The following is a 24284-nucleotide window of genomic DNA, read 5'->3' as shown; positions in this document are numbered from 1 at the left end:
ACCATTCTATTTCCATTGGCAGTGAAGCGACCGAAATCTTTACTGTTTGTCTGCCACCAGCGCGGCAATTTTTTCTTCAAGTGAACGACCGGTTTCCAGCGTGGTGACTCGCAGTTCTCCACGCGAGTATCGAAACCTGTTGCGGTCTGTAGGCGATTGGACCGCGAAAACGTCGATCGCTTGATATGGAAACCAGACGTTGGGTGCGATTTCTCGATAATCACTGAAGCGAGTTAATTCGACGCCATGGGCCATATCGTCGAAGTAAAGCAATCCGAAGATGCCAGACAATCGCTGTCGAGTTGCTTGATCGGTGTCCTTCGCAAACTCGCGAAATGCTTCAAGGGACTCAAACTTCCGGCCGCATAACTTTTCAACTTCTGCTGTCTCGTGGAACGGCGCGGGCTCGATGCCTTCCAAGACATAATTCAGCATTTGTACCAACCGTCCCGAATCCCTGCCAAACCACAGCTTGCAACGTCGCGGTTTGGACAGGACGACCCAACACTCGGTGCCATCGATCGCCTCCTCTCCGACGACCTGATACTCGGCAAACTCAATGGGAACGCGCGCGAACTTGATGTTCCCTTCGCTTTTGCCCCAAGGGAGTTCCAGACTAGCCGAGCGTAAATGGAAAAAGGCGCGCGCATCCACTTTCTTCCAAACGGTTGGCAGATCTAGATTTGCGAGCTGAGGGTCATCGTTGTTGGTTTGTTGTCGTTTCCAAATTGATTCGTCATGGTTGAAGTATTGGTTGACGATTCGCGTTTTTCCGTCAGCACCGTCCAGACCCGGTTTGTCGTATCCGAATAGAAATCGCTCTCCGTCCCACGCCGTGGTCTTTGTGGATGATGTTGTATCGAGCTTCAAACGTTGAGTCATTGCCTTTTCAAAATTGGCATCAGACCTGTCTGCCTCTTCGCTCATTCCATCAAGCCAAGCGGAGGTGTACGTGGCCTCAAGGTAAAATCGTGGCAGACTGGCTACCTGTCGGGCTTGCTGCTCATGTCGCTTTGCCACTTCAATCGCTTTGTCCTGTTCGCTTTGTGTCAGCGCCACCTGCGCAATGGCAAGCTGGCAGTAGGCCAGCGACATAGCAAACGCCAAGCCAACGGGTAGGCGTTGCGAGTTTTGAATTCGAGTCATCAATGGGACTTCCTTCATTAAGTGTTGGGAACAACTGGTTCATTCCACGTCGAACGACTGGGGTCGACGGTCAATTCGGTATGCTCGATGACAACGGCTCCGGCCACACCGTCCTTAAAACCGAATGTCTCGTGGATTGCTGCAAGCGGGACGAATTTGCCATTCGCAAGGCGTTGGAAGTCGGTCACCTGAATCCGAGAGAGTTTCCGGTTTAGGATGGAAGCCGAAATGGAATGTGGCAAATAGTCGTGAGCTGGATCGAACTCATAAACGAATTGATATTTGGGATACATGGTGCCTGACTGCGGGCTGACGGTCAGCCGAATCAGTCCATCAGCGTCGGAAAGGGTGACGTCGTTGCGCTGCTGTAGAAGCTCAAGCAAAGTCCCGCCCACGTAGAGTTCTGAGAATAGCGAGTGATAACGTCCCTCATAGGAGATCAGCGGCTTCTGGTCAGGGGCAAGATCGCGAGAGGACTCGTGGCCGCTGCCCACTTCCAGTAGTCGCACACGATCGCCATCGTATGCGCTGACATGCTTGATCCCCGAATCACTAGCCGGATCGCCGTGGAGCAATTCGACTCGTTGTCGGCCGTCGGCCTCCCAGATTTGACGGCTGTATCGGTGGTCGATTCTCGGCGACTCACCCTTGGCGTAGTCTACCAGTCGGGTCCTTCTTCCCCGAATCTCCGGTTCGTCGATTGGGACTTGTTTGTAGAGGAATGTTTTTTCTTCGTGAACCAAGACATTAGAGGAACGAATTCCTTCAACCGCTTTCATGTACCGGCTGATGGCGTCATGGGCCGAGAGAACTCCCGAGACTTGTTTGCCTCTGAATACCTTTCCACCATCGATCGAAAAAGGATCATCATTCTGGGGAGTCGCTTGCGAGTTCAATTGGTCGCGTACTTCGGCTTTGACCACCTCAAACGGCAGGCCACGGGAAGTCAATGGAAATCGGTCTTGCCCGCTGTAGACTTCAAGCGTCACGGAAACAACGTATTTTCCTGGAGTCAGTCGATACCGACGAGGAAATGATTCTTTCGATTGGTCGTTATCGACGATTGCAAACGAGGCGATCTCATCCAGCCGCAATTTGCGTGCGGGCGACGGCGTAGCAGTACCCGCCAAGTCATTATTGAGCAGCCGAATTTCTCCTGGATTCAGTTCGCGAAAGTTGGCGGAAAGCGGGACCGGAACCACGTATTGCTCCGAGTCCTCACTGCCATCGTGAGTGATGACGCTGCCGTTATGCGACGAAAATTGGAACACTGCCTTGCAGGCATCCGTCGGTTCAAACCCAGTACGTATCGCCTTGTCACTTGCGTTCTGCAGATAAATCTGAAGTCGACCAACATCTCCAGGCGTGAACCGCTGAGCCTGGCCATGTTCTGAGTCTTCAAAGCGAATTCCCAATTGCAGTCCCTGAACCGCTCTTGTCCACACGATGTCGTCCTCGTTGGCCAGTCCTGTGGAGTTGCTCTGAACTGAAGGTTTCGACTTGCCAGCTCCCTCTCCTTTGTCCGCTTCGCCGGTCGCCGATTCCAGCATAACGTCTACGGTTGATGGAATGGATTGAACGATGGCCGAGGTCTTACTGCCATCGGGATGCTCGACGTACAACATGTTGGATATGCCGGTTTCGTACGAAAACTTATCGACTTTCTCCAGGTCCGCGATTTCAAATCGTCCATCCTTATCGGTGACGGCATCGTTGACGCCGGGCATCTGATTCGGTCCCAGGCGAACTTTTGCGCCAGCAACGGGACGAGACACGGAATCGGTGACTCGTCCCTTGAGTGAGGCGGATGGCCGCATTTCGATTTGTCTCGGATCCAACCCTCCTTGCCAGAAGAATATCCTTGACGCTCTGCCAGTCGACGTGATTGCGATCCAACTGCGTGTCAAGTCGACCTCGGCATCATCCGGGATTTCGCTGTCAAACCGAAAGTGCCCATCTTTGTCCGTAGTCGTCATCTCCAGCAGACTCAGAGATGATTGCTTCCCGTGCATATTAAGAATGAAGAACCGTGCGACTGCGCCCGCGATAGGAGTTTCGTCCTCTGCACGAATACAGATGCCGCCGTAGTCAATCGTTCTCGTCGTAGGGCTAGTATCATCGTCACTATTGTGCTTGCCGTCGTTTGTATCGACGTCAACGCGTTTGATCGTTGGCGTCCCGTTTGCTGGGATGCGCATCCGGTATTTTCCCGAGGAAGAAGCCGTATGAGTGGACTTGCCTTCCTTCGTTACTGTCATCTGCTGCGTAACGGTCCCTTGAGCGACACGAACGGGTACGTTCTCTGTTACGGTCTCAATCACTACCGTGACTTCGTCCGGATCTAAATATTGGACCAAGACGATTGGTAGCGGGCCGGTAGCATGATGGGCAATTGAGTCGTCGAGAATCTTGCTTTCCAAATCAGCCAACGTCATGCCAGCGACATCGACTTCGCCGATCATGGGCAAGAGCACTTTTCCGTTTTCCGCGACTTTCGCTGGCGTATGCATAGTTGCTTCGGGACGAATACTTCTGCGAATTGAAATTCCGACGAGATCCCCTGGCTGAAGCTTCTTGCGGTTAACTGCTTCGTTGCTGCTTTGCACGACGCGCGCCTGCACGATGAGTGGAGCCTCGAAGTATTCGTTCTGTAGCGCCGCGAAAATGGTACGTTCAACTTCCGCCGTGGTTGAGGCTTCAACCTGCCCAAACTCAGCCAATCGAACTTTGCCGTCGGCGCCCACTCTGGCTAGCAAAACCACGTTCTTATCAGGTATGGGTTCGGCTTCGACTCTCCATCGAACCGATACTTCGATAATGTCGCCGGGATTGATTTGCGCCGTTTCCGTCGACTGTTGACCTGTTTTCACGAATCTTACGATCTCCGATGTGCCGCGTTTGAGCGTTACCGCTCCGCCTTCAACAACGACTCCGTCGAATCCGTTGTCCACGTCCACCACGTATCGGCCGGCTGCGATGCGAACAGATTCTCCGTTCTTCGAGACCGTAAGCCTCTCAACGATATTATCACCTTGTGTGATCCTAATCGGAACGTCAGCTACTTCGGACTCGATCGTCAGCGTGCCTTTGTTCAATTCCAATACGATCAACACGCCAGCGAAGAATAGCGAGAAAGCGAAGGCTGCGGCGGCGATGAATTTTATGAACGGTGGACGGCGGTTTCGTTGAGGCGCTATGGCGGCTAGAGACTCGGGCAGCGGAGTCGTGGTCGGTTGCTGCACATGGGCCAGGCATTGTTCGAGCAACTCGGCGACTTCTTCCGCATTTTCGTATCGCTCGTCCGCCTTCTTCGACATTAACTTGCCAATGATCGAGCACAGCCAATCAGGGACGTCGGCATTGATTTCGCGGATGGGACGGGGTTCCTCGTCGGTGATTAGCCGCAGAATCGCGTAGCTGCTCTCAGCCCGGAATGGCGGGTGGCCTGTACACATCGCGTAGAGTACGCACCCCAAGCCAAACAAGTCGGAGCGTGCATCGACGGATTTACCACGTGCTTGTTCCGGTGACATGTATTGCGGTGTGCCGGCAATCGTTCCCGTTCGCGTGATGCTGGCGTCGTCGACGGCGCGAGCCAAACCGAAATCGGTCAACATGACTCGTTCCACGGTGCCATCAAGCAACATGTTGGAGGGTTTTACGTCGCGATGCACCAAGCCTTGTGCGTGAGCAGCAGCCAGGCCGCGCGCTGTTTGCATGCCGATGCGTAGAATCTCTTTCACATCCAGCGGTCCATCGACATCGATCCGCCGTTGGAGGTTATTTCCAGACGAGTACTGCATCACCAGATACGGGATGTTCTGCCACTTCGAGACAGCGTAGATCGGTAGCACATGATCATCGATCACCGCTGCTGCTGCTTGGCCCTCACGTTCAAATCGCTTTCGCGCCGCACCCGAGGCGGCTAGGTGAGGCAATAGCATCTTGATGGCGACATAACGATTGAGCGGGGCATCGAACGCCTTGAAGACGATTCCCATGCCGCCTCGGCCGAGGACGCCCAGCACTTCGTACGGGCCCAGCCGTCCCATCATCCGCGGATCATCAGTCGGCCCCAGCAGTTTCAACAACTCGTCGGTGGTTTCGTGTTCGCCAGTCGAATCGTTAGTGGCACGGCGCGAACTGTTCGGTGTGTCACCGGAGGGCTCGCGCCCTTCCGCTAGGTCGGCATTCTGCAGCGACTGCTCAGCGTCGTTCCACCAGTCTTGGTCACCAATTTGACTTGCCACGGCAACGCGACAGCTTTCGCAGGAAGAAAAATGCTCCTCCCAAAGTTCGCTTTGCGAGGTCGTGACCGTTCCGGAAAGAAACGCCTCGATATCGGGTGCCTGCAAGCATTGTGTTACGGATTTCATGATTCCAGACTCCAGAAATCGGATACTTCGTTAACTTTGTCTTTGATACGTTGCATGACTCGGAAGCGAGCGGCATAGACCGCGCCAGCGCTACGGCCCATTGACTCGGCGACCTCAGCAACACTGCGACCACAGATGGTCGTTTCGTGAAACATTGTCCAAGTCGATTCACTGAACTCCGTTTGAACCTGCTTGGCCGCCCAGCGAAAAGCCTCCATGCGACTCTCATTCAGAATTGCCGTAGTGACGCCTTCACCGTCCGGTATTTCCAGCAGCAGGTCCTCAGCGCTGGAGCCTCCCGTCGCTCGATCCGGCTTCCCGCGAGTGATCGCATTCAGGATTGCGTTGCGTGCCACTCGATTGAGCCAGTTGCGAAACTGCGGACCCTCCTCTTGCGGTTCCCAGTTCTCGACCGCCTTAGCGACCGCGAGGAACACTTTCTGGCACAGATCCAGTGCATCCGCGTGCTGCAATCCTCGCCGTCTGGCCAAGCGATAGACGACCGGTTCGTAGATCGCCATGAACTGCGACCATGCGACCGCATCCTGCGAATTACGAATTCGCAGAATCAGACTTTCGCTCGTTTCCGGCCACTGGCTCATCGACACTCGCACCACATGTAAAAACCAAACAGACTCGTGTGTTCATTGTCGTCCAAGCTACAACCAACAACTTGCTCTACAAGGTTTCACACGCACGATCCCCGAATCTTATAGAAAAAGTTTTAAGAATTTCTTCGGCTCACCATTCGTCGGCCGAGCCAACGCCCATGCGGGGTGACAGTCGCAATCGCCAATCACCGACTCGACAAGTTCGGCGGACGTCTATTGCAATCAACATTCCGTCTCTTGCATCGCGGCTTATAGAACTGGCGCAAATCGTTGAACGCCGTCAGCCTGCGGTACCTGGTCAGTCTCAACCACCGAGAGATCAGCACGAATGACGCGAATTTCTCGCTTGCCTTCGAGCACTTGATACCAAAAGACGGGCTTCGTGGCATCTTGCCGAGTTGCACCTTTGCCCGCATACGCTGCGTTCGATTCGACCGGTAGCGTCAGCGGGAACATAAATCCTCGCGTGAGCAGACTGACGACGCGGCTTATCTCTTTGGATATATCATCGCCTGAATTGGAATTCGCCTGGAGCTTACCAAGCACCGTCAGTGCAACTTCCATGTTGATAGAATCCGGAAACGATCCGTCGTTCAGATCGGTGAATTGTCGGAGTGCAGCGATCAAGTCTTCCTCCTTAGGCTTAGATTGATCCACGATATTTTTGGTAACGGTGTATTCGGCGGGCGGAACCAGGCTGAACAATGAATCGTCCAATTCGACGTCGAATTCAAACTCGGTCATGGTTACTTCAGCATTCGGAAGCGAGGTCATGTTGGTAACGATAGAATGTGGCAGGCCCGTTTTGGAATCGCCCCAAATATCCATTCGCATCGCAGTTGACGTAATGCGAAAGCCGATCAGACGCTGTTCCGCTAGTTCTCGCTCTCCTAACGATACGCGTGTGCCTCGCTCGTTCTGTTTAAGGTTTAGAATCTGCTCGCGTACGGATTGCAGGAAGCCTCCGCTGCCGGCTAGGTTTGGATCGCGGTTGACGGCCTCTAGTAGGATGGCCTTCTTCTGTTGTGGGATCAGCGTAAGGATGTTGCCCGTGGCATCGTCGTGAATATTGATCGAACCCATTTCGACGCTTTCTTGACGCCCCACGTTGCCACGAAACATTGCCTTAATTGTGAACGCTGGCTTGTCCTTCGTGTTGACGACCATCTTGCAACGCATTGTTTTCGCATTCATGAGTGGTTTCAAAAAGTCTTCAACCGCCCAACTTGACTTGGCCGGAAAGAACGACATCACACCGAGTAGAAAGAGAACAGCAACACCAACGGGAACACCTAGTCTGGGAATCGGACGAGTCATGACCCACCTCCAAAGGGATTCTAAGTACAGGAAAACCGAAGTAGATGGTCGCAGCACTGACCGCGACCTGTCGTAAACAGCGAGCGTCTGCTTGCGCAGCTTCTCGCGGTGACCGGAGTCGAGCGACTGGTCACGGTAGGATCTCTTCACGAGACGCTCAGTTTCTTCTTTCCACTTTTCCATGGCCTTTGTTCATCGAACCTTTGTTTCGTCGAGTTCAGGTGAATCGGACACAAGCAGCTGACGCAACCTCTCGATCGCTCTGCTGTAGGCAACACGCGCGGTCGCTTGTCGTATCTTCAAAATTTCAGCGATATCCTCGTAAGGCAACTCGTCAAACAACCGCAGGGTGACAACCATCTTTTGCCGTTGGTTGAGCTGCCGGATCGCTTGGTACACGGTCGTCCAGTCGGGCTGTTCAGTTGACGTTTCATCGTTGTGCGACCCCTGTGTCGATATTCGGTTTGTCAACAATGCGTCGTCCCAAAGTTCTTGTCGTCGTTTGTTGCGTCGGATGATGGCGTTGGTTTCCGTCGTCGCGATGCGGTACACCCAGCGGCGGAAATCTTGCTCGGTCGTCCCCCGAAACGCGTGCATGTGTTTCGCAACGTACAGAAACACTTCTCCGCAAACGTCCTCCGCGATGCTCCTGTCGAACAGTCGCTTCAGGCAGAACCCAAGGATTCTGTCATAGTAGGCTTCGTATATTTCACCAAACGCATCGCGATCCGTTCGCGCAGCAACGACCAGTTCGTCGTTGGCTGTAAGCGGAGATTCGTCTTGTTCGGTCATAGTTGCATGGCTGAGTTTCAAATCGTCGGCACATTCAATAGTGCGCGAGTCAGGGAAATGTTTCGGCGCCCACCACCTTTTTCCATGTTTTTCGCCGAAGATCGCGTTATGTCGGCACCTAGATTCCTCAAGTATTCCCTAACGAACGATACTCTTCGGCAATACGAGACTGAGTCATTGATGATGAATGAGACGAAAAATACTTCTCCAGTCAACGCTCCGCGATGTCCACAATGTGGGTCGGTGATCCCTGTTGAGACACTCGGGGGCCTCTGTCCACGTTGCTTGCTTTTTCAGGCGGCCATGGACACTGGGGATGGCGAAGAGTCATTGTCACGTCCAGTGGCTCCGGACATCGAAGCGGTTCAAGCTGCGTTTCCACAACTGGAAGTCATCGAACTAATCGGTCAAGGCGGGATGGGGGCTGTTTACAAGGCACGGCAGAAGTCGCTTGATCGGTCTGTCGCCATCAAACTGCTGACGCGGCAATCGGTAGGTCAGAACGATTTTGAAGCTCGCTTCACTCGCGAAGCACGGGCGTTGGCAGAGTTGAATCACCCGAACATCGTCACGATTCATGATTTTGGACAGGCCGGTGGATTTTTCTTTCTGCTGATGGAGTACGTCGATGGAGTGAATCTTCGACAGGCGATGGATGCAGGAAGAATGTCACCGGCACAGGCGTTGTCGATCGTGCCACCAGTCTGCGAAGCATTAACGTTTGCCCACAACCGGGGCATCGTGCATCGCGATATCAAACCCGAGAATCTGCTGTTGGACCGTGAAGGCCATGTGAAGATCGCCGATTTCGGGATCGCGCGGATCGTTCGGCTACCAGATGATGAATCGGCTCCAAGTTTTGACGCTGGCGATGGACAACCGCGTTCCGACGTGCAGCTTACTGGCAATGTCATTTTGGGAACGCCCAACTACATGGCACCAGAGCAGACCCAGCATCCAGAGGCTGTCGATCAGCGCGCGGATGTCTATTCGCTGGGCGTCGTGTTGTACGAAATGCTTACAGGAGAATTGCCTCGCGGAAACTTTGAAATGCCGTCTCGCAAGATTCAAGTCGATGTGCGGTTAGACGAGATCGTGTTGAGAGCGCTGGACCGCAATCCTGAATTGCGATGGCCAACGACGGCGGCGCTCAAGGCACAATTGGAAACGCTCTCAGTCGACGAGCATCGCGTTTCGGTTCATGCCCGCTCACCAGAGTCTTCGGCTCATTGGGGTTTTACGTTCGCGGCAACTAGCGTGATTCTATTCAATTCGGCTGCCATCTTTCTGATCGTGTTCCTCTTGCTACTTGGGATCGGCGGAAGATTTCTAGCCGCAGGCATAGTGTTGTGTATTCCGATGTCGTTGGTTGCAGCATTCCTTGCATTGATGTGGAACGAGTCGCTCGCGGAGCGTGCGTTGGGTGCGGCACGCCAATATCGACCGTTACGATGGATCGCATGGACTGGGGCGTTGCTTGCCGTGCCTATCGGTGGATTCGGTATCTTCATGCTTCAGGCGGTACTTGACGATCCGAGCTGGCATCCCATTCTCAGTGAAGCGATCGTTGCGTTCACGGCATGGTTCGGCACGATCTTATTACCCGTTTCTGCGTGGTGGCTGTTCCGAAAAGTGAGCCAAGATGGAGTTGGGATTTCTGTGTCGACGAGCGTATCAGCTCGAAGCCCAAGGGTAACAGCCATGTGTACAATCGCACTCGTACTCGCGATCACGCTACCGATTCTCGGGTTTTGGCTTCACCAGGCAAAGCAATCACGTCAACTTCACGAACAGAGCCGAGAATTAACTCGCTTGACCGCTCAGCTAAATGTTGCACGGGCATCGCAGGCGATTTTGAAACAGTCGCCCTCAGCCGACGGTGACAAAGAATTGGCAGAAGTGGAAGCGAGAATTGACTCAATAACTCAAGAGCTTGATATCCAGCGGGCGTTACCCGCGTTTGGAAGTTTGGGAACAGCACTGGCGTTCTCGGTCACTGGTATCCTGCTGGGCGTCTTTGGTGCTGTGATTTTGATTCTAAACTACGTTGAAAGCAGAACATGGAGAGTGGTTCTGACTGTGTTTGTTAGCTTGTGTATCATTGCCATCGGAACGATCATGCTGGCGTTAGTTACGTATTTTCAAATGGAAATTGGCCCAAGTTCTGCGGACATAGCGGAATCGGTCGCAATTCAATACGAGAATCGGTGAAGCGATAGCCAGTAAACCATGACGCAAACGTCCGAATTTGGAAACCACGAGCAACCCCGATTCGCGACCACTCAGTGGACGCGAATTGTTGCCGCACGCGGCGATTCGCCTGAAGCGCGCGAGGCACTTGGAGAGCTATGCACGGCTTACTATCGGCCCGTCGAGGCGTTCATTCGGAAATCATGCCGATCACCCCAGGATGCTCGTGACTTAACGCACGACTTCTTCGCACGCATTCTCGACGGCAACGGCTTCGAGCAAGCCGAACCAAGCCGAGGGCGGTTTCGATCTTATTTGCTCGGTTGCGTTAAGCATTTCCTCAGCGATGCCAATGACCGTCGGATGGCGGCCAAGCGTGGTGCGGGAAAGCCCCCGCAGTCGATTCACGCATCGGCGTCGGACGAAAATGAACTGCGTGAACAGTCTTTGATCGATCCGAACGGTTTTCCACCCGATGCCTACTTTGATCGCCAGTGGGCGGTTGAGGTACTTGACCGTGTACTGTCGGCGCTTGAGAGGCAACATCAACAGGCCGGTAAGACATCAGAGTTTGAATTGCTGAAACCCTGCCTGACCGGCGATACAGCGATGCCGACATCGGCTGAGTTTGGCAAACAACTCGGCCTCAATGCCGAAGCCGCCGCAATGGCCGTGCATCGCTTGCGAAAACGATTTCGAGCGGCCGTCAAAGCGGAAATATCGGAAACGGTGGCGGACGAAGTCGAAGTACGATCGGAATTGAACTACCTGATTCAAGCACTATCACTCGCAAGCGAATCCGACCATCACTTGGCCGACGGGAGAGCGACTTGGTAATCGCATTGCGAGCGATTGTCGTCAGCCAAGCCCTGAACGGTGCACGACCCTCGGTCGCCTCCCAACCGTCAATGGAACGAGCGACCGAAAGAAAGACCTGCTGAAGGACGTCCTGCGCGTCAGCGATCTGTAAACCGCGTCGTCGGGCCATGCGAAAGATCACGGGCTGATAAATGGCCAGAAATTCAGCCCACGAAGCCGCATCGCTCGGGTCGCTGACTCGGGCAATCAGGCTGTGGCTGGTTTCCGGAAATTCTGGCACGATGATCTCTCCTACTAAGTATCATCCCGCCGGATGCGATTTCTTACAGCCCAACGCGATGTTCGTTCATTTTTCTGCGATTGTTGCGAGGATTGACCCAGCGACCGACGCCAGGAGTGTGATTGTGGGGGCATTCGCAATTGCCCACTCACAAGCGACACCCGCCACCCCATCTCTGGTGGGCTCAACTTGCGCTCACTTCTCGTCGGGTTCTCGCCATTCAAATCGCAAGCTTCTCTCGCTTCCTTGATCGAGGCTGAGCGAAGAAACTGTGCGCTGTTCAGACATCACAAACATGAGCCCGAAGTCCTCGTAATACAGCATGGACTTCGAGTAGCCTTTGCTGGGTTCGCCGTAAGTCGCGATGACTTCTTGTTCCGAAGAACCGAGACCGAGGCCGTTAGCCAACGTTCCTGGCAACTCAACTCCTTCCTGAAGTGGTACCTTCTTATGGAACAACAATCCAACCAACCCATCCCTGACCTCGAAGTTCAATCGAAGTCCGAGATTGAAATAGGAAAGGGCGTGAAACTCGGTCAAAATAACAAGGCGAGAGTCCTTAGACGGACGTGGTTTGTCGTCCACTTGAGATGTATTTTCGTCAATTTGGATGCTGGGTTTCGAGATATCCTCTCTGTCGGGACGACCGAGCAACTGCATTGCTTCCAACTGAGTCATTCCGAATTTTAGTACCCCGATACCTTCCAGCGGAACGATTTGAGGCGTCGTTGGAAATACTTCCGAAAGGCTTGTTGGAGGCTTTCCGGTCTCGGTCAGCCGAAAATTCGGTGGCGGATTTAGGCTGAAGAGGGCGTCTTCCAGCGGTATTCCAAAACGTATATCAGTAAACGTTGTAACGACCTTTACTTTCTCATCAACGCCATTATTCGGCCATGGCCCATTCACGTTCTCAATCGTCCGCTCAGCATGTACGGGTAACAACGTCTCAGGCGACACCCATACTCGCAAAACGGATTCGGGCTCATCAACGCGAAAGCCTAGACAAGTCTCCCCATCAATGATTTTCGTTGCGATGCTCTGAGCATTTTCGGCCAAATGCATGGATCGCAACATCGCTAGAAGGTTGTGTTCCTCTTGGCTGTCATACACGTGGGCTAGCGTAGCCGTATTGTTCTTCAAATCCGTCGTCAGGCGTTTGCCAATGGCTCTGTTGGTTATCAACAAAGAACCATCGGGCATTTCAACTCGAATCCGTCCGCCTTCCGTGTTAATCATCACTCGCATTTCGGACTTGCTAATCTCCGTTTCTTTTTCATCTTGTTTGAAAACAGACTGTTGATACCGAAGTGAAGCAGTTTGAAACTCAGCAATCCTTTTCTGCATTTGTGCAAAAGCGACGACGTCCGTTCGAAAGACGAACATCAAGGCCGTGACGGCAGCCACCGCGGCCAACGACATAGCAATACTCGCGAACGTTCGCGTTTGCGTACGTCTAACCGATGGCAGCGTGACCACCTCCGTTGATTCGATCTCTTGAATCCTTGCGACAATAGAAGAAGCCACACTCGGCTCTCGGCGCAAGTCTTCCCCCAGTTGGTTAAGTTCGTGTTCCAACACCCTACTTTCGCTCATGAACTTGCTCCTCGGATTGTGTAAACCAACTTCGTAGCCTTTCGTACGCTCGCGAGAGTTGCTTGGTAACGGTGCCCAGTGGTCGTCCTGTGACATCAGCGATTTCCTGGCTGGAGTGGCCATCGAAATAACGCATTGCGATCACCAGCCGCTCGTTTTCCGGTAGCCGTTCGATCAGTTCGAGCAACTGTCGTTGGCGTGAGGAAATCGCCAATGGTACTTCAGCGACTTCGTCAATCGATGGCCCCTGGTCGGGTCGGTTGTTGACCCTGGTCGCGAGTTTCTGCGATGTGCGTCGGGCAATCTGCATCAACCATGCTCCGAACTTCTCCGTTTCTCTCAGCCCAGCGAGACTTTGATAAGCGGCAACAAATGTTTCTTGGATCGCATCATCGCATGCGTGCGAGTCATGCAGAAACGCCCAGGCAATGCTGCGCGCTGACCGCTCGTAACGCAGGATTAGCTGCTCAAATGCAGGCACATCGCCGCACTGCGCTTTCCCAGCTAATTCTGCATCGGATTCGTTCAACTTGAGCCTCAACTGCTTGCTAGATTCATTCAAGCCCAACTGATTCGTAGAGCCGTTCTGTAAAGCAAGTGCAGACTCAACACCGAATTGCGACAAGGTTTTGCAAATTCTATCGAAAAACTAGAATCTGGGTTCGACGCGATCATGAGTCAGGCTTTGCAGTCGTAGTAGTTCGCGGCGCTAGTTGAATTCTCCGTCACGGCTCGTATACTCGCTGTAGCGTTCAGGACGCTACTGTGTCCGCGGAAAGGGCTGAGCCCACCTGGTTTCACCATACGTTAACTGTTGGCGTACTTCCTTCAGGTTCGCGACGCGGGCACCGAGCTGTGCAGCAGATTACTGCTGAAAAGGACGTCGTCATGACCAAACCACTGCCTGCCCCCACGCGCAGCCTTCCCGCCAAACCCAATCTTCTACAGCTTCGCAAGCAAGCGAAGCAACTGCTCAAATCCTACAAAGCCGGGCAGACGGCAGCGATTCAAGAGGTCCAACGATTCGAGGAGACGCCGAATCGAGAGACGCTCTCACTGGCCGACGCCCAGCGAATATTTGCTCGTGCCTACGGTTTCTCCAGTTGGGCGAGACTGAAACAGCATGTCGATGGTTTGAACGTGCAAGCGTTCTGTGAGGCCGTTCAAGCGGGCGACATCGGGCGCGTCCGAGAGTTGGCGAAGGCACGCCCCGAACTCGTGGGCATCGAAAGGGGTGGCAGCTTTGGAGAACAAATTGCTCTGCATCTTGCTGTCCTCAATCGAAACACAGAAATGACTCGTCTGCTGATGCAGTTGGGATCCGATGCACACAAAGGGATTTGGCCCCATCGAGAGGCGACTTCCGCGTTCGCCATCGCAAAGAGTCGCGACTGGAATGACATTGTCGAGATCATCGAGCAGCAAGAACGCAATCGCCGTACAAAGTTGAGCGGTTCCGGTGCAACGATTGGTCCGCAAACCGATGCGATCTTCAAGGCGATTCACCAGGATATCAACGACGAAGCGATTCGCATCCTGGAAAGTGACCTGTCGCTGGTTCATGCCTGTGACGACGGCGGGGCAACGCCGCTGCACATTGCTGCCTCCATGCACAACCCCCTTTTGGTTCGGTGGTTAATCGAACACGGAGCCGACGTGAATGCAATGGCCGAACGCGACGTTCCACCCCACCTACACGCGATCCGTGACAGTTCGGGGAAGACGCCACTTGACTATGCGGCTGTTTTGGCTGGGTGGTCGTCACATGGACGCGATTTCTGTTTTCTTGAACGGTCGCGGGTTGCTCCAGAGCGTTTTAATGAAACATGCACTCTGCTGCGATCGGCTGGTGCGAGTCTCACGCCGCGCACTGCGGTCGCTACGGGAGATCTATCTTCCGTCTTGCGAATGCATCGCGAGAATCAACTCATCAATGACGTTCATTTTTTTCGAGGCGGTTTGCTCAGTATCGCCGTTCGAGTCAACAATCTCGAAATGGTGTCGCAATTGTTGGCGTTGGGCATTGACCCTGATGAATCAGGTGTGTCGACGGACGACGGGAGCCGGAGTTGGGGTGCGCCACTTTGGTTCGCAACCATGTGCGGCCGGCACGGAGTTGCCGAAACTCTGCTGAACCATGGAGCCGACGTGAATGCGGTCTTGTACGCTTGCGGCGATGCCATGTCGATTGCACAAACGACAGCAGACGAGCGGCTCAAGGTGATCCTGAACGACCATGGAGCCCGGATTACTGTCGAGCATGTGGCAAGCTGTGCCGATATTGGATTAGCGCAGGCGATTCTCGATGGAACGACGCCGGCTTGCAGCCTCAACTCTGATTCCGCCACGCCCGTGGAGCTGGCCGAACAGATGCTTCTAGCAGCCGGTGATAACTCCCCGGAGATTGTGCGGCTATGTCTTCAGCACATCCATCGCCCCAAAGACGACGCCTGGTGGACCTATGCCATGGTGCGAGCGACCAATCCCCAAAGCCTCGATCACATTCTGCGGCACGGCGTCAATCCGAGTGTCGTTGGAGAGAACGGATTCACGTTATTGCACCACATCGCCACAACCACCACTGGAGAATCCGATCGTCTCAAACTAGCCACCATTCTACTTGAGCACGGGGCCTCGCTTGAGCAGCGCGATCTGCTGCTCAAATCGACTCCACTTGGTTGGGCCTGTCGCTGGGGCCGCCGCGAACTCGTTGAACTGTATTTAAGCCGTGGCTTAGACCCTTCCGACCCCGGGACCGAACCCTGGGCCAAGCCTTTGGCGTGGGCCACCCGGCAAGGTCACGACGAAATCGTCGCACAGCTTATGGCGTTGTGCGCCAGCTGACGAGCTGTTGTCATGAGAACAGGCCTCATTACCGTCAGTTCTTGTATGGCCTCGATGGAAAGTTCGTAGACGGGGCGGTCACTTTCAAAAGCTTTGCTGGCGACAGAATCTCGGAAGTCTATTCAACCCCTTTTGGTGAACATCCACGGCGAAAGCTGATTAATAGGCCGCCAAGTATGAAGGCAGCTAACGCCAGATTCAGCGACAACGGATACCCAGCCGCTATCATAATCGTCTGCTTAAAAAATTGTTCCGTGATACGCATCCCCGCGGAGTTGGCAATGAACTCGGTGGCGGCATCCGTATTCGCTTCAGGCGCGATCGGCAGTGCACCTTCCGCGTAACCGGCGGCAATCGCTAGCGGCCCCTTTGCAGCGATGATACCGATGCAGAGTGGCCCCACTGCGAAAACCCCGATAGCGATCACGCCAGAGGATATCCCGCCGAAGGTCAGTACTCCGGCGGCTACCAACGCGACAGCAAGCACGCCAAATGATACGATTCCAACACTGACGACTCCGAACGATACAAATCCAACAGAGAACGTGCCGATGGCTACAGGAGCAAAGGCGATATTCCCCACCGCCAGAACGCGTCCGTAAGCTCGTTGGCCGATTGCAATCCATGCTCGGGCTGTCCCATCGCTGGCCACCTTCGCTTTGTCGGATGCGTCGCCGGGATCACAGAATGCGATTTGTATCAGCGGACTTCCCATGAGAATGACTCGGCTCGTCCAACGGCGTCCTTCCCAACCAGAGGTGAGACTGCGAAGTCTTAGGTGCTGACTAAGCTGAGCCGTCTTGGCATTGCGTTCAATTTTCTCGAGCGCTGTGTACTGACGGATTCCCCACGCAATCCATAAACCATCAAGCACCATGAACCCGATCATCCATGCTGCAATGGCAAGACCGTAGCCTGCGGCACCAAATGCCTGTTGCGGATTCCAACCCGACCACATCATTGCGAATGGCAGACTGAAGATAGTAATGCCAATCAAAAAAAGTATCGTCTGACGGACAATAAATCGGCGCTGACTTGGATATTCAGCGGTTAACCAACCGAGATAAGTACCCAACAAGCCGCCGAAGAACCCGAGCAGCGAACCGCTGGCCGCTCCCGCAAAACCCGGCCCCATTTTGCTCATCGCGACCGTTGAAACCTTTGCCGTCGCCGCTACTGCGCCGGTTGATATTGTTGATGCCGCAGCCGTCTTGCCCAAGCTCGCGACGGTACTCATAACGGCGATTGTAAATGAAGCCGTCGGAATACTAACGCGTAGTTTGCGCTGAAGAGCTTCGATCACTTCGTTTCGCAACATCTCTCGTCCGCGGGCCAGACGCTGCTTGACTGCGTCGGTCGATAGCTCCAATGCCTGAGCCACTGCGGCGACCGATTGCTCTTGGCGATAATACAATACCAGCGGTTCTCGGTATTGCAGCGGCAAACGAGAAAGTGTTTGCCATACAAAATCAGATTCTTCTTCCAACATGGCTTGATACTCGGGGGCGTCTTCAATTCTGGTGACTACTTCCGGCAACGGCTGTCCAGTGAGTTCGCTGCGAACGCGAATCGAATTGATGGCTTGGTTGCGAGCGATTCGGCAAACCCACGATTTGAACTTTGCAGGTTCTTTGAGCGAATTCAGGGTCTTCCAGGCAGCAACGAATGTGTCTTGCCCTATGTCTTCACTGGTTGCCACGTCGCCGACGACCGCGTAGGCAACAGAGCATACGAGTGTCTGATATCGGCGAACCAGTGATTCAAATGCTTGCGTATCACCGGCAAGGCACTGTTGGACGAGCTTCTCATCGTCAATATGAGTTAAAATGGAATCGTTGATCACTCGGTCACTTCCGTTCGAAGCGGTTGTGGCTGTACTTCCGAAGTTGACGGTGACGTTTCGATGACGAACGTTCCGGCTAAGCCTCGCTCCATCAAACGTTGAAGGTCTTCCATTCCGGGGTGCGCGAACACGGCTTTCATGTGTAGCATCCGTTTCCCTTCGTGCTGTTCCACAGCCGCCACGAGAGAATGCGGTACATCGCCGAGCGAGTTCTTTGTCAGCCGCACTTGTTGCATATTCTGGTCGTCGACTTCGATGATGGTTTCTAAACGAAACGCCGAGTCGCGATCGTTCCAGTAGTTGAGTGGTTCGCTGGCGTAGAAATGGAAGGTCGGGACTTCGATCCGAACTTCCGCAGTCAACTTACCCTGCTCGCGCTGAACTTTCGTAACCGTCGGATTTGTATCAGGCAATTCCGCAAAGGGTTGCCAAGCTGGGTCGCCAATTAACACGCCACCTGTGGAACTGGCCATCACAATTTGGCGAGGCGTTTGATTGCGATCAAGCTTTGCACCATCGACGTGTTCTTTGAACTGCACACGATCCGAGCCAGACATCAGATGAGCCAGGACAACGCTGTTGCAGTGCTGACGAAAATGCTCGCCCATCGTCTCGCCGGACGAAGCGATCAATGTGGCATCTCCAATCATGGTCGGACCTGACGGACGCGGACCGAGATACGCGAAATAGCCAGCCGCACCCGAGTCAATCATCTGTAGACAGAAGCTCGTTTCCGGCGAGACCTCGCGTTTCCGCAGTTTGGCTGTTGCCCAGTCGTCTTCGTACCAAGTTTTCGTAACCCCGGTGTAGCAAGCGATGTTCAAGGCTACGCTCCCGTGGAAGTCTCGTCCCTGAATATCGGCAGCCTTCGGACCGCCCACTAGTCCATCGGGATATCCATGTGAAGCAAGCAGCAGTATTGGCGAGCGAGCGAGCTGAGGTATCGACTTCTTGATAAACTCCTCGTCGCGCGTCTCGTCGGTATCTCCATGAGACGTATAGAACGTGGCTGGAATTATCGCGCCACGCAGAGGCAGCGCACCTTTCTGTTGCATGGATGCAGGGGACTGATCGGAGCCGACGCCAAACTGCGAGATCGACGGCAGGCCACGCCTCGCATCGGCGGCGTGAACCAATTTCACCGCTGCGTCCGCGTCACGCCCTGTGATAAAGCCGTATGCAAAATCAACGAACGGATCATCATCGACCTCGGTGGACAACTTCAATATTCGATTCGCCAGATTAATATCCAACACGTCCGGCTTAACAACAAATGCAACGTAATCAGGATTTCGTGTGCGAAGTTCGTCAAGCAATCCCAACAACTCCGCCGCGACGTGCAGATGATCAGCTTGGTGCCGCTTTACGAGCGTCTCGCTCGCTCGGTCAAAAGGATCACCTTCGTCAAACAAGGAAACCACCAGATATCGCTTTGGTAGCTGATTCTTGGCGTTAGCAGTCGGCAGGCCTCCTTGACGGCAGCCAATCACAAAGATCAGCCCGATCACCGGAAAAAAGAGACTTATTCTCATTTGGCACTCCGACGTTGACAGGTTCTAGAACAGTTTAGCAGCCCAAAAACTTACTGCTTCACTGAACTGTCACATCTCAATGGTGGTCGGTGACAAAAAGCCAAAGGATTCCAGAACCGCCGATACAAGCCCGAATCGCGAGCGAGAGAGCTCTCTTCTCCTACTCACTCGCTTGGGCGTCCAATGCAGTCTAAACTGATCGTACTTGCTGCGGCACAGCCAGTCTGCTGCCGAATCATTCGCGGACTCTCTTTGCTTGTTGTGCGATTCCATTTTGGTGAAGCGTTAATGCGTAGGCAGGACTCTTGGAGCGAAGATGAAACTCCAGCTTTGCATCGATTCCGCGATACGACCACTGCGTTGGTGAGTCAGCGAATACTTCATTTGTTGGCTGGTTCGTGACAGTAACGAACAAGCGACCGTTTTCGTTGCGCACGTCAAAGACAAAGTTGGGATTAAGTTGGTAATGTCCTACCAGACGCTCGGGTGTGACTTCGCCCGGATCGGTTGCAGGCAATGCTGCACGCTTCGTGCTTTTGGCGGAAGCGTGTTCCAACATCAGATAACTCATCATCTCGTCGCAAGCGATATATGCTTTTTGCTGCCCCGAGTTCGTGCAAACGATGGCTGCGAAGTCGGATTCGGGCAAGATCCAGATCAATGCCCAGGAATTCGTGTTGGACCCGGCGTGGTTGAGCGCGGGACCGAGCGCAGTATCCATGCAAATCCATCCGCACGCGTACTTTGCGCCGGGGAGGGTATAGTCGACTTGCGGCTTGTGTAGATGGTCCAATGCGCTTTGTGATCGCAGTACCGGCGCGGGTTTTGCCGCTAAATGCCACCGTGCGTACTTCGCGTAGTCTTCGATGGACAAATGCACCGTACCAGCGGCTGCATAGACCGTTGGGTTTTCAGCACCCGCCGTTCTTGGATCAATGGGCTCGCCGCTCTGCGCGTGTCCCCACAAGAGAGGTGACCGCAATTGCTTTGCCGACCCCATAGATCGAAAGTCTGCCGAGTGCATTTCCAGTGGATCGAAAACATGCTTCTTCATCAGCGACTCATACGACTCTTGTGCGCGGGTTTCCAACATCGCTGAGGCGATCGCGTAACCGAGATTCGAGTAGGCGAATTTTCCTTGAGGTTGCGAAGGTGCCTTGGAAAGCACCAGCTTGAGCATACGTCGGCGCTCCAATACAGGCGATTGCTTTTCCTCGAAGAAGCTAGCCCACGCCTGACCTGAAAATTCTGAAATATCACCGGGCAGTCCACTTTGATGCGTCAACAACTGATCCAGTGTCACCGTGCTTAGCTTTGGATGAATGTCATCGTCAGTGGCTTGGGGCCAAACTTCGCCAATGCTCGTTGACCAATCGATTTTTCCTGAATCCACCATAACGGCTGCCAACGTCGCCGTCATCGACTTGGTGTTAGAGCCAATCGGAAACCGATCTGATAATTCAACCTTGTCGGAAGTTCCTTTCTTGCGGATGCCAAAGCAATCCGATGTCACCAATGCATTCGAGTTGACCACAGCAGCAGTCATTGCCGGCACATCATGCTTGCGGCAAATTTCCGCGAGCTTGGCGGCAACGTCATTTGTCTGCGCTTGCGCAGCAGAGGTGGAACAACGAATTGTCGCTACAAACAATGCGAGAAGCACGAACAAACGAGCAATGGGTGCGAAGTATCGCATGAGAAAGCTCCTAGTTGGAAATGAAGTTGTCGTGCAAGACTGGCAGCCTTTGCTACTACTATTGGTAACTTCGGCGGCGCGAACATTACAAACGAATGTGAAAAATTTTGGATTCCCCATGCTGGGCTTGGACGACGCTCAAAGATGTCGCTGACAATTTGCGAACGGCAACATTGCATGAACTGCTTCGCTCGCAAATGAGTTACTCAATCAGCGATCCCGCAAGTATTTTTGTGCAAGTTTGCGATTCTGTTCAGTCATCCGAATCGGTAACTGCTCGACCTGCCCACTTGTGGATTCGAGACCCAAAGTCAATTCCCACTTTGGCTCGTGACCCATCGTTGACAAGACCTCAACCAAGTCTTCGGCAAATCGTTTGTGTGCAATCTCGCCGTACTCTTGGTTTGCAAAATCCATGATACGATCGATCGGTATGCCATCGATTGAAACGAGCGGAGTCCAACGGTCATGCACACGAACGATGGGCCGGCCGTTTTCCCAGCGGACGCCGGTATAGGGTGCCACCTTCGCATAGCCATCCTTTGTCACCAGTTTCCTTTGCGAAAGGGAAATGGACCGCTCCAACAACTTGCGGCCGATCGGATCGACAATCGGTCCACCGCAATTGGTTACCACTGCAACGCCGACTCCGTCTTCCGGCGAGAACCCGATCCACGCACTACAATTGCTGCGACTGCCATTTTTTTCCAGGATACGACCTACGCCATCGATCGATTTTACCGACCATCCGAGCGCAGTCCCCGATGGCGATCCACTGGGCAGCTTCGTTTCCGTATGAAGTTGGCCGAGCATCTCGTTGCTGAACACGCCCGGTTTCATCTGAGCTATCAGAAACTTTCCCAGGTCTTCGGTGGTCGTGACCAAGCCACCGGAACCTGCCAATCGTTCTTGGAGAGAATGCGTTTGCACCGCACCGCCGCGACTTTTTCTAGCATAGCCGGTGGCTGGGTGAAGCTTGGCGTCGCCTTCGATTGCGGTGTTGTTCAGTTGCAGCGGATCGCAAAGCATCTCTTGCAACAATCGATCGATCGGCTTATTTGCGGCCCTCTCGAGTACATGCCCAAGCAATCCGAATCCCAGGTTGGAATACTCCTTGCCATCGCCGGGATTGGAAATCAATTCGACGCTGGCCAAATGATCATAGAGCCGCTGGGGTTCCAATTCGTACCGACCTTCGCCCGATTGAACCTGGCCTGGAACGCCGCTCGGTAAGCCCGAGGTGTGCGACGCAAGCTGCCGCAGAGTGATGGTTGCTCCAAGCTCAGGCGTGGTGCTTATCCGAACGTCGTTTGGAAGATAGCTTGCCGCCGCCTGGTCCAGATCGATCACTCCCTGTTCATGCAACATCACCGCTAGTGATGCCGTGAACACCTTGGTCACCGATGCGACATGATATTGAGTTCGCGCTGTCGCTGGCCGTCGTATCTCAATATCCTCAAATCCGACTGCACCCTGGTAGACAATCTCACCGTCACGAACGACGACAGCGCTGAGGCTGGGATAAGACGAATCCGTCAGGCTTTGCAACCAAGTGTCGATGTGCTTGATGTCATCGTCGACAAATGCACTGATGTCATCCAAGCCAGGCCCCCGTCGCGACATCAACTCCCTGAAGCATGAAAAGATTGCGGCGAAGGCTAAAGTCGAAATCACCGTGATCATGACGATCGTGACAATCGCCGGTGTGTTGAGGCGGACGCTGCCTTTGCCCGAGAACGGATGCTCCTTGTGACGTCGGTAAGAAAGATACCAGAGGCCGAAAAAAGCAATCTCGAATGGAATCACAGCCGCGACTACGGACTGGAAAAACACAGGCCCCATGTCAGTGAGCGGAAATCGGAATCCAAGGGACGCTCCGACCAGCGTGGGGACGAGGATGATGGCCACTTCACGCCACGACGGTATGATCCGATTCCAGTTCTCGGCCCAACGGGCCCAGTTGGGACTCAACCCAGCGTTTCCATCGGTTCCCGACAAAGCGGAAACAATATCGATCATCTCGCTGGAGTCTTCAGCAGGGCTTTCGCCTTCCAAATACGTGATGAGTTTCTGGAGATCGATTCGTCGCGGCTCGAGTTGATCTCGAACGGCCCGTTGATTCAGTCGATAGACCCAGCCGTAAAGAAGAAACAGAAAGATTCCTTCAAATCCAGCGACAAAAATGAATCCAAGCCAACTCTCGCTACTATCCCATGCAACATTTGTAAAAAACGCCATGATCGAAATTGAAGGCGGCAGCAGGTACCACCAAAACACATTCCGTAGCAACCAGATCTGATGCTCGACCTGAGCCCGTGATTCCTTCACATAGAACAACAGTGGTTCGCCTGGATCACTTGGCCGTTGAGGGTGACGACGACGATCTACCAACATGAAGCCGGCAATCCATAGCAGCGCGGGCACGGTCAAATACCACGTCCAGGGCAGTGACATGCCGATGCCCATCACGAACCAGATAGGGATCATCACCAGCGACGTTCCAACCTCTCGAACGTCGCGCCAGAAGATCAACGACCGAAAAGTATCGTGCGACTGCTGGACTTCCTTCGACAGCAAGTCCGCGTCGAACGTTACTTGCACTTGCGATGCTTCGGCCTTCCACGCTTGTTGGTATTTGTCAAGACTCATCGGATTCCCCCAATTTATGGGACTCACTGTTCATCAGCGCGCTGAGAGCCTTTTTCGCCCGATTCAACTTCACTCCCACGTTGTTCTCCGAAATGCCCAACACTTCGGCCATCTCTCGGTAGCTCAGGTCGTCCAAGTACAGCAACACGAGCGCGGCGTCGGTATTCGGTAACTGAGCAATGGCCGCGTAGAGTTGCTCGACGGTCTCGCATTGTTGCACCTGTTCGGCACTGCTGGACTCGTCAGTCGTCACCGTTTGCACTTCCATCAGCGGTTGTTGCCTGGTTCGTCGCGGCCTGTCCTTGCGATGCCAATTCATTGCCGTGTGCAGAGCCACACGATAGAACCACGTCGCCGCACTTGCCTTCCCTTGAAATCGCGATAGCGACTGCCACGCTTGAAGCAAGATTTCCTGAGCGAGGTCCTGCGATTCCTCACTGGTGAGCGTGTAGGCGCGAGCGACCTTCATGACTGAGGAGCCATGTTCCTCAAGCCAGTTCGTAAATATCGACTTTTGATCTTCGTCAAGCACCCAATGATCTCTGTCAGACAACGAAAAAACGTCACTCCAGTAGTATTGGTACCTCGCCCGAGTG

General features: G+C 53.8%; 15 protein-coding genes and 1 pseudogene. 3 read left to right on the top strand and 13 right to left on the bottom strand.

Going from position 1 to position 24284, the window contains the following annotated elements; genetic code table 11:
• Window positions 1-39: 39 nt before the first annotated feature.
• The 5 genes from Poly41_RS14650 to Poly41_RS14630 form a co-directional block, all read right to left on the bottom strand.
• A complete protein-coding gene (locus tag Poly41_RS14650) occupies window positions 40-1146 on the bottom strand; it encodes a hypothetical protein (protein WP_146527049.1) in 1107 nt (368 codons plus the stop codon).
• 17 nt (window positions 1147-1163) lie between these two features.
• Entirely contained in the window at window positions 1164-5522 is a 4359-nt protein-coding gene (locus Poly41_RS34105) for a protein kinase domain-containing protein (protein WP_197231345.1), read from the bottom strand.
• Window positions 5519-6124, bottom strand: coding sequence for an RNA polymerase sigma factor (locus Poly41_RS14640; protein ID WP_146527047.1), 606 nt, complete (start codon window positions 6122-6124; stop codon window positions 5519-5521). Before Poly41_RS14640 ends, Poly41_RS34105 begins: the two co-directional genes overlap by 4 nt.
• Before the next feature lie 258 nt (window positions 6125-6382).
• Window positions 6383-7450 (bottom strand): hypothetical protein, encoded by a 1068-nt coding sequence (locus Poly41_RS14635; RefSeq protein ID WP_146527045.1) that lies wholly within the window; start codon window positions 7448-7450, stop codon window positions 6383-6385.
• 192 nt (window positions 7451-7642) lie between these two features.
• A complete protein-coding gene (locus Poly41_RS14630) occupies window positions 7643-8242 on the bottom strand; it encodes an RNA polymerase sigma factor (protein WP_146527043.1) in 600 nt (199 codons plus the stop codon).
• Window positions 8243-8545: 303 nt separating this feature from the next.
• Here Poly41_RS14630 and Poly41_RS14625 point away from each other — a divergent pair, with 303 nt between their 5' ends.
• Both Poly41_RS14625 and Poly41_RS14620 read left to right on the top strand, forming a co-directional pair.
• Window positions 8546-10453: a serine/threonine-protein kinase gene (locus tag Poly41_RS14625; RefSeq protein ID WP_197231344.1), complete on the top strand. Its 1908-nt coding sequence runs from the start codon at window positions 8546-8548 to the stop codon at window positions 10451-10453.
• 18 nt (window positions 10454-10471) lie between these two features.
• On the top strand, window positions 10472-11269 hold the full coding sequence (locus tag Poly41_RS14620) for an RNA polymerase sigma factor (RefSeq protein WP_146527039.1): 798 nt from the start codon (window positions 10472-10474) through the stop codon (window positions 11267-11269).
• A gap of 37 nt (window positions 11270-11306) precedes the next feature.
• Here the strand turns inward: Poly41_RS14620 and Poly41_RS35705 are convergent.
• The 3 genes and pseudogenes from Poly41_RS35705 to Poly41_RS14605 all read right to left on the bottom strand — a co-directional run.
• Window positions 11307-11420 (bottom strand): annotated as a pseudogene (locus tag Poly41_RS35705) (hypothetical protein); the annotation flags it as partial.
• Window positions 11421-11726: 306 nt separating this feature from the next.
• Window positions 11727-13124: a LolA family protein gene (locus tag Poly41_RS14610; protein WP_146527035.1), complete on the bottom strand. Its 1398-nt coding sequence runs from the start codon at window positions 13122-13124 to the stop codon at window positions 11727-11729.
• Window positions 13111-13686, bottom strand: a complete 576-nt coding sequence (locus tag Poly41_RS14605; protein WP_197231343.1) for an RNA polymerase sigma factor — start codon at window positions 13684-13686, stop codon at window positions 13111-13113. Before Poly41_RS14605 ends, Poly41_RS14610 begins: the two co-directional genes overlap by 14 nt.
• A gap of 326 nt (window positions 13687-14012) precedes the next feature.
• Between Poly41_RS14605 and Poly41_RS14600 the strand changes: the two genes are divergently transcribed.
• Window positions 14013-15968 (top strand): ankyrin repeat domain-containing protein, encoded by a 1956-nt coding sequence (locus Poly41_RS14600; protein WP_146527031.1) that lies wholly within the window; start codon window positions 14013-14015, stop codon window positions 15966-15968.
• Window positions 15969-16086: 118 nt separating this feature from the next.
• Here Poly41_RS14600 and Poly41_RS14595 read toward each other — a convergent pair whose 3' ends face one another.
• The 5 genes from Poly41_RS14595 to Poly41_RS14580 all read right to left on the bottom strand — a co-directional run bounded on the left by Poly41_RS14595 (window position 16087) and on the right by Poly41_RS14580 (window position 24241).
• On the bottom strand, window positions 16087-17811 hold the full coding sequence (locus Poly41_RS14595; RefSeq protein WP_197231342.1) for an RNA polymerase sigma factor: 1725 nt from the start codon (window positions 17809-17811) through the stop codon (window positions 16087-16089).
• The gene (locus Poly41_RS34100; RefSeq protein ID WP_197231341.1) at window positions 17808-19343 is read right to left on the bottom strand and encodes a hypothetical protein; all 1536 of its coding nucleotides are present in this window, start codon (window positions 19341-19343) and stop codon (window positions 17808-17810) included. Before Poly41_RS34100 ends, Poly41_RS14595 begins: the two co-directional genes overlap by 4 nt.
• 235 nt (window positions 19344-19578) lie before the next feature.
• Window positions 19579-21039 carry a serine hydrolase gene (locus tag Poly41_RS14590; RefSeq protein WP_197231340.1) on the bottom strand — a complete coding sequence of 487 codons (1461 nt, stop codon included), beginning with the start codon at window positions 21037-21039 and terminating at the stop codon, window positions 19579-19581.
• Between the two features lie 210 nt (window positions 21040-21249).
• Window positions 21250-23688 (bottom strand): serine hydrolase domain-containing protein, encoded by a 2439-nt coding sequence (locus Poly41_RS14585; protein WP_146527025.1) that lies wholly within the window; start codon window positions 23686-23688, stop codon window positions 21250-21252.
• A complete protein-coding gene (locus tag Poly41_RS14580; RefSeq protein ID WP_231615658.1) occupies window positions 23678-24241 on the bottom strand; it encodes an RNA polymerase sigma factor in 564 nt (187 codons plus the stop codon). The genes Poly41_RS14585 and Poly41_RS14580 overlap by 11 nt, the downstream gene beginning before the upstream one ends.
• Between the last annotated feature and the right edge of the window lie 43 nt (window positions 24242-24284).

Origin of the sequence: Novipirellula artificiosorum (assembly GCF_007860135.1) — a bacterium.
GTDB classification, from domain to species: Bacteria; Planctomycetota; Planctomycetia; order Pirellulales; family Pirellulaceae; genus Novipirellula_A; species Novipirellula_A artificiosorum.
The sequence above is the reverse complement of the archived record's forward strand: the minus strand, read 5'-3'. Positions and strand labels throughout refer to the sequence as shown.

What these genes read in the sequence shown, in the direction of transcription:
- Poly41_RS14650 (WP_146527049.1), bottom strand. Translation starts at nt 1,146, where the DNA reads ATGACTCGAATTCAAAACTCGCAACGCCTACCCGTTGGCTTGGCGTTT.
- Poly41_RS34105 (WP_197231345.1), bottom strand. Translation starts at nt 5,522, where the DNA reads ATGAAATCCGTAACACAATGCTTGCAGGCACCCGATATCGAGGCGTTT.
- Poly41_RS14640 (WP_146527047.1), bottom strand. Translation starts at nt 6,124, where the DNA reads ATGAGCCAGTGGCCGGAAACGAGCGAAAGTCTGATTCTGCGAATTCGT.
- Poly41_RS14635 (WP_146527045.1), bottom strand. Translation starts at nt 7,450, where the DNA reads ATGACTCGTCCGATTCCCAGACTAGGTGTTCCCGTTGGTGTTGCTGTT.
- Poly41_RS14630 (WP_146527043.1), bottom strand. Translation starts at nt 8,242, where the DNA reads ATGACCGAACAAGACGAATCTCCGCTTACAGCCAACGACGAACTGGTC.
- Poly41_RS14625 (WP_197231344.1), top strand. Translation starts at nt 8,546, where the DNA reads ATGGACACTGGGGATGGCGAAGAGTCATTGTCACGTCCAGTGGCTCCG.
- Poly41_RS14620 (WP_146527039.1), top strand. Translation starts at nt 10,472, where the DNA reads ATGACGCAAACGTCCGAATTTGGAAACCACGAGCAACCCCGATTCGCG.
- Poly41_RS14610 (WP_146527035.1), bottom strand. Translation starts at nt 13,124, where the DNA reads ATGAGCGAAAGTAGGGTGTTGGAACACGAACTTAACCAACTGGGGGAA.
- Poly41_RS14600 (WP_146527031.1), top strand. Translation starts at nt 14,013, where the DNA reads ATGACCAAACCACTGCCTGCCCCCACGCGCAGCCTTCCCGCCAAACCC.
- Poly41_RS34100 (WP_197231341.1), bottom strand. Translation starts at nt 19,343, where the DNA reads ATGAGAATAAGTCTCTTTTTTCCGGTGATCGGGCTGATCTTTGTGATT.
- Poly41_RS14590 (WP_197231340.1), bottom strand. Translation starts at nt 21,039, where the DNA reads ATGCGATACTTCGCACCCATTGCTCGTTTGTTCGTGCTTCTCGCATTG.
- Poly41_RS14585 (WP_146527025.1), bottom strand. Translation starts at nt 23,688, where the DNA reads ATGAGTCTTGACAAATACCAACAAGCGTGGAAGGCCGAAGCATCGCAA.